This window comes from Stenotrophomonas bentonitica (genome assembly GCF_002887735.1).
GTDB classification, from domain to species: Bacteria; Pseudomonadota; Gammaproteobacteria; order Xanthomonadales; family Xanthomonadaceae; genus Stenotrophomonas; species Stenotrophomonas bentonitica_A.
On the sequence record NZ_PKQP01000025.1, the window covers coordinates 1 to 6,227 of the forward strand.

Annotated in this window: 7 protein-coding genes; 5 read left to right on the forward strand and 2 right to left on the reverse strand. The window is 67.5% G+C overall.

Annotated elements, in window-relative coordinates:
* Positions 1–68 precede the first annotated feature (68 nt).
* Positions 69–1,340: a site-specific integrase gene (locus C0R07_RS19560; protein ID WP_102789687.1), complete on the reverse strand. Its 1,272-nt coding sequence runs from the start codon at positions 1,338–1,340 to the stop codon at positions 69–71.
* Positions 1,337–1,750, reverse strand: coding sequence for a MerR family transcriptional regulator (locus tag C0R07_RS19565; protein WP_017160757.1), 414 nt, complete (start codon positions 1,748–1,750; stop codon positions 1,337–1,339). The genes C0R07_RS19560 and C0R07_RS19565 overlap by 4 nt, the downstream gene beginning before the upstream one ends.
* 105 nt (positions 1,751–1,855) lie before the next feature.
* Between C0R07_RS19565 and C0R07_RS19570 the strand changes: the two genes are divergently transcribed.
* The 5 genes from C0R07_RS19570 to C0R07_RS19590 all read left to right on the forward strand — a co-directional run.
* Positions 1,856–2,473: a cation transporter gene (locus C0R07_RS19570; RefSeq protein ID WP_102789688.1), complete on the forward strand. Its 618-nt coding sequence runs from the start codon at positions 1,856–1,858 to the stop codon at positions 2,471–2,473.
* On the forward strand, positions 2,470–2,826 hold the full coding sequence (locus tag C0R07_RS19575) for a hypothetical protein (RefSeq protein ID WP_102789689.1): 357 nt from the start codon (positions 2,470–2,472) through the stop codon (positions 2,824–2,826). Before C0R07_RS19570 ends, C0R07_RS19575 begins: the two co-directional genes overlap by 4 nt.
* Positions 2,827–2,882: 56 nt before the next feature.
* Complete coding sequence (locus C0R07_RS19580) at positions 2,883–4,163, forward strand: TolC family protein (protein WP_102789690.1); 1,281 nt, start codon at positions 2,883–2,885, stop codon at positions 4,161–4,163.
* On the forward strand, positions 4,160–5,107 hold the full coding sequence (locus tag C0R07_RS19585) for an efflux RND transporter periplasmic adaptor subunit (RefSeq protein WP_102789691.1): 948 nt from the start codon (positions 4,160–4,162) through the stop codon (positions 5,105–5,107). Before C0R07_RS19580 ends, C0R07_RS19585 begins: the two co-directional genes overlap by 4 nt.
* Positions 5,108–5,115: 8 nt before the next feature.
* A partial coding sequence (locus C0R07_RS19590; RefSeq protein WP_174704376.1) for an efflux RND transporter permease subunit occupies positions 5,116–6,227 on the forward strand: 1,112 nt, incomplete at its 3' end.

Here is a 6,227-nt window from a genome sequence, read left to right on the forward strand (position 1 = left end):
ATCAGGCTTCAGTCGCGGGTAGGCGGTCTCGTGAAGGGTAGCCATTGGATCCGGAGGTTATGAGGGGATCAATCCCAGTGCCGGCCGTCGTCTGTATTGAGAGACGCTTCCAGGAAACACTGGTGCGTATCGGCCATGCGGTGCATGTCATCGAGCAACGTGGCCAGGATTTCATCCAGATCCCGATCGGGATCGGTGGGAACAGTTAACCGGTACTCGCTGCTGGCGGTGTTCAGACGCACTGCCTGGAACGGAGCCAAGCAGATCTCTTCAATCCGGCCCCGGGCCTTGGCCGCGCCGCGGCCCGCGCGGGCAAACGGGGTCAGCACCATGCGCAGACGGAGCTGCAGCGCAGATTTGCCCTCGGGTGCCGGCAGTGCCATCGCCGGTACCGGCGCGGTTGGACTGGGTAGGCTCGCTTCAATGCGGTCCCGGGCAAACGGGTCACGCCCATCCAGGTAGCGCATGGCCGACTGCACATCGCGCCAGCCCACGTACTCCATCAACGCCTTCATGTCCCAGCCTTGGTCGTTGGCCCAACTGGCAAAGCCGCGGCGCAACGAATGGCTGCTGTGGAGCCCCGCATCGGCAAAGCCGGCACTGGTCAGCAACTCGCGTAGCAGGCGCACCAAGCTATTGGGATGGAGGCCTTCGGCGCTCACCTGGCCCCATTGGTTGACCGCCCGAAATACCGGTCCTTCCTGCAGGTCGGCCGCCTGCAGCCACACCTGGGTCGCCTCCACCGGGCACAGCCGCGACAACGCCGGCACCTTGTAGGTAACGCCGGCCGCTCGGCGATCGCCCTTGCTGCGCGGCAGGAAACAGGTCATCCCCTGTCCCGGCACCAGCGTGAGATGGGCCACGTCCAGACGCAGCAGTTCATCGCCGCGAAAGCCACGCCAGAATCCGAGCAGCACCAGCGCTCGGTCCCGTTGGTGGCGCAGCGCTGCCGCTCCGTCGCCCCGCGCGCGTGCCGCCGCGATCGCAGCGGCCAGCCAGTCGTCGAGCTCGACCAGCCGCCGAATCTGAAGCGGCGCGGCTTGCTTGACCTGCCCGGGGTGCAGGGTCTGGATGCCTTTGAGCACCTTGCGCACCAGCGGCGACCGGGTGGGATCGACAAATCCGTGGTCGCGGTGCCAAGAGGCGATGGCCGCCAGGCGTTGGCGAAGGGTGCTGGTGGCCAGGGTCTGCGCATACGCGGCCAGGTATCGGGCCACGCTGTCAGGTGTCGCTGGGAGGTGGCCTTGCCACTCGACTTCAAAGTGCCGCAGCGCCGACGCATAGCTGCGCACCGTGTTCTGGCGCGTGGCCGCATCGAGGTAGCGGTCCAGTTCGGTCACTGGCGCGTGGCCTCCACAGCGACCGGCTGCCGCAGGGTCGACAGGATGGTGCATTCCGCCCGCTGCCCACCGTGGCAACTGGCAATCACCCGTTCCAACTCGCTGGCCATGCGCTGCAGGTCGGCCATGCGCGCCCGCACGTCGGTCAGATGGCTGCGTGCCAGCCGATCCACGTCCCCGCACGAAAGCTCCTCATCGCCGGCCAGCTGCAGCAGGCTGCGGACCTCCTCTAGGCTGAAGCCTAGGTCCCGGCCGCGCGCAATGAAGCGCAGCCGCTCGATGTCGGCCGGGCCATAGACCCGGTAGCCATTGCCCGAGCGCCCCGGGCGCGGCAGCAGGCCGATCCGCTCGTAATAGCGGATCGTCTCCAGGTGGCATCCACTGGCGTCGGCAGCCTCACTGATTTTCATTCGTAGTACGCTTGACTCCGTAGTAGCTACGGACTTTACCCTCACCTGCTGTGTCATGCCAGCGGCCCGCCCGGGCCCGGCTTCCCTGCGACTGGAGATGTTCCGATGAGTGATTGCGGCTGCCACCACGAGGCCAAGAATGCGCAGGAGCGGCGCGTCCTCTGGATCGCCCTAGCGTTGAACGCGGCGATGGCCGTGATCGGCGGCATCGCCGGCTGGATTGCCCATTCCACTGGCCTACTGGCCGACGCTCTGGACATGCTGTCCGATGCCACCGCCTATGCCATTGGCCTGGTCGCTATCGGGCGCACGGCGCGATTCAAGGCCAATGCCGCGTGGGTCAGCGGCAGCGTGCTGCTTGTGCTGGGTGTGGGCGTGTTGGTTGAGGTCGGCCGTCGCGTGATGTACGGCGCCGAGCCGGTCAGCGGCTGGATGATTGGCACCGCCCTGCTGTCGCTGGCGGTCAATATGACCGTGCTGCGCATGCTGGCGCCGCTAAAGTCCGGCGAAGTGCATCTGCGAGCCACCTGGCTGTTCACCCGGGCTGATGTGGTCGCCAATGTTGGCGTGATCCTGGCCGGCCTGCTGGTCTGGTGGCTGGCCAGTCCGTACCCGGATTTCGTGATCGGCGCCCTGATCGGCCTGTACGTGATCAAGGAGGCCTTCGAGATCTTGGGTGATGCCCGCCGGGCACGTGCCGACGCGCGCAAGACGGCTGTATGACCAGGCTTGGCCGGCTGGGTTCTGGCCTGCGCTGGCTCCTGCTGGCGCACTTGGCCGTGGGTCTGGTGGCGCAGCCGGTGCTGGCACTGGTCGGCGAGCTACATGTTCAAACCCATCTGGCCACTGCCGACCGCGGCCCGGCAGTGTCGCCGCCAGCTGCCGAGCGTGGCATAGACGTCGCCCTGCACCGGCTTCAGCAGCTGGTGCTGTGTTGCGGCCAAGCCGTGCCGGCACCTGAGATCCTGCTGGCCGTGGCGGACATCGGCCGGTATTTGCCCGTACTGAACGCCGATACGCCGACGTATCCGCACGCGCACCCGATTGCGCCATTCCGACCGCCGATCGCAGGGTGAGGTCCGCCGGCATGCGCCGGCACCCTGTCGATATCGAGAACCTTCGGAGTACTTCCATGCATGTGCGATTGGCGGCGATAGCCGCATGGCTGCTGTTGGGCGGCGCAATGGCGACGCCGGCGTCGGCCGCCGAGTTGATGACCTTGGACGACGCGTTTGCGCGTGTGGCCCAAACCCACCCCGAGCTGCGCCTGGTCGATGCTCGGGCCAACGTGCTCGCTGCCGAGCGCGATCAGGCGGTGCAGCGCCCACCGTGGACGGTCGGTGCAGAGGTCGAAAACGCTTTGGGCACTGGCGCAGCCCGCGGCCTGGACAGCGCGGAACTGACCTTGAGCCTGAGCTCGGTCCTGGAGCGCGGCGGCAAGCTCGACGCCCGCCGCACCTTGGCCCAGGGCCGGATTGATGCACTGGCCGTGCAGCGGGAGACCGGCCGACTGGACCTGCTCGCCGAAACGGCGCAGCGCTACCTGGCCGTGGTCGGTGCCGATCGGCAACGCAAACTGGCGAACATGGATGTCGGTCAGCGCCAGCGGACCGTGGCGGCCGCCCGGCAGCGCCTACAGGCCGGCGCCTCACCAGAATCGGTGGTGCTCACCGCCCAAGCTGCACTGGCGCGGGCCGAGCTGACCCGTGATCGGGCCGAGCAGCAGCGAATCGCCGCTCGTCAGCATCTGGCCGCACTGTGGGGCGAACGTGCTCCCAGCTTCGAGGTGGCTGCGGCCGATCCCATGGTCTTGCCGGCGATCGCGTCCATGCAGACGCTGGCCGAGGAGCTGGAGCGGACTCCGGAACTGGCGCAGTTTGCCGACGCCCGTCGGATCGCGCAGGCACGACTGCAGCTGGCGCGTTCGGCGGCCGCGCCGGACCTGTCCTGGCAGCTGGGTGTGCGTCGCCTGCAGGAGTCCGATGACACCGCGCTGGTGGCCAGCCTGTCCATGCCGCTGGGCAGCCGCAGCCGTGCACAGCCGGAGATTCGCGCCGGTGAAGCCGAACTGGAGGTGCTGGCAATCGAGCGCGATTCCAAGGGCTTGTCGCTGTATTCCACGTTGGTCGAGGCCCATGGCCGCTACACCGTGGCACAGGCCGAGGTGGCACGGTTGCAAGGCGACGTGCTGCCGAAGCTGGCCCGGGCTGAGCAGGCCGCCGAGCGCGCCTATCGCGCTGGCGCGATCAGCTACCTGGAATGGGCACAGTTGCAGTCCGAATGCACGGCCATGGCCCAGCAGCAGCTGGACGTGGCGCTCGATGCGCAGCGCGCCCTGATCGAAATTCAACGACTGACCGGCCAGGCGCTTGTCACGCCGCCGGCGGCCGCTTCCACTGGAGAGACCCCATGAATCGCTTTTCCTGGACCGCACTGGGCATGGCCCTGATGCTGGCCGCCTGCAACGCGTCGGCCCCCAACGAAGCCTCCGAGAGCGGCGCCGCCGCTGAGGGCGAAGAACACGGTGAGCACGAGGAGGCACCGTTGGAAACCAAGATTGCCGCCAAAGCGGCGCAGGCGGCGGGTATCCAGGTCGCGCCTGCAGGCCCCGGTGAGATTGCCGATGAGCATGAGGTGCAAGGGCTGTTGACCCCGATTGACGGGCGCATCGCGCAGGTCACTGCACGCTTTCCCGGACCGGTCCGCTCCGTGCGAGCCGGCGTGGGCGATCAGGTACGCGCCGGCCAGGCACTGGCCACCGTGGAGAGCAACCTGAGCCTGACCACCTACACCGTCACCGCGCCGATCAGTGGCGTGGTCATGGCGCGTACGGCCGCTGTGGGCATGGCAGCCGCTGAGGGCGCACCGCTGTTCGAGGTAGCGGGCCTGTCCACGCTGTGGGTGGACCTGCACATCTTCGGGGCCGACGTCCAGCACATCGGTGCCGGCGTGCCGGTGACGGTCACCCGCTTGAGCGATGGCGTCACGGCGCAGACCACCTTAGAGCGCGTCCTTCCCGGCACCGCCACCGCCAGCCAAAGCACCATTGCGCGCGCCACGGTGGCCAACACCGATGGCCTGTGGCGGCCCGGTTCGGCGGTCAAGGCGCGGGTGACTGTGGATCGCCAATCGGCAGCGCTGGTGGTGCCGATCACCGCGCTGCAGACCGCTGAAGACCAGGACGTGGTCTACGTGCAGCAGGGCGAGACCTACCACACCCGGCCGGTCAAGCTGGGCCGCCGCGACGCCGAACGCGCCGAAGTACTGGAAGGACTCAAGGCCGGTGAACAGGTGGTGGTGGCTCAGAGCTTCCTGATCAAGGCCGACATCGAAAAGTCCACCGTGGAAGAGGAATGAGGCCCGCCATGCTCGAACGCCTCATTGGGCTGTCCATCCGCCATCGCTGGCTGACGCTGGTGCTCACCGCTGCGCTGGTTGCGCTGGGCGTGTGGAGCTACCGTCACCTTTCCATCGACGCCACGCCGGACATCACCAACGTCCAGGTCCAGATCAACACCCAAGCCCCGGGCTACTCGCCGCTGGAGGCCGAGCAACGGGTGACCTTTGCCATTGAAACGGCCATGGCCGGCCTGCCCAAGCTGGACTACAGCCGCTCGCTGTCGCGTTATGGGCTCTCCCAGGTCACTGTCGTGTTCAAGGACGGCACCGACCTGTACTTTGCCCGCCAGCAGGTCGCTGAGCGCCTGCAGCAGATCTCTTCCCAGCTGCCCGAAGGGTTGGACCCGGAAATGGGCCCCATCTCCACCGGGCTGGGCGAGATTTTCATGTACACCGTGGAGGCCGAGCCCAACGCTCGCAAGCCCGACGGCACCCCGTACACGGCCACGGACCTGCGCACCCTGCAGGACTGGGTGATCCGGCCGCAGCTGCGCACCACGCCGGGCGTCACCGAGGTCAACACCATCGGCGGCTTTGAGCGGCAGATCCACATCACCCCCGACCCGGCCCAGCTGGTGGCGCTGGGCTTCACGTTGAACGACGTGGTCGCCGCGGTCATGCGCAACAATCAGAACATTGGCGCCGGCTACATCGAGCGCAATGGCCAGCAGTTCCTGGTGCGCGTGCCAGGTCAGCTGGCCAATCTAGAGGCGATCGGCAACATCGTGCTGGACCGCCGTGACGGCGTGCCCATCCGGGTGCGCGATGTGGCCAGCGTGGGCGAAGGCAAGGAGCTTCGCACCGGCGCGGCCACCCAGAATGGCCATGAGGTCGTGGTCGGTACCGCCTTCATGCTGTTCGGCGCCAACAGCCGGGAGGTCTCCCAGGCGGCCGCGGCCAAGCTGGACGCCGCCAACGCCAGCTTGCCTGCCGGTGTACATGCCAAGGCCGTCTATGACCGCACCGCGCTGGTGGACCGCACCATCGGCACGGTGTCCAAGAACCTGATCGAGGGCGCGCTGCTGGTGGTGGTGGTGCTGTTCCTGCTGCTAGGCAATGTGCGCGCCTCGTTGATCAC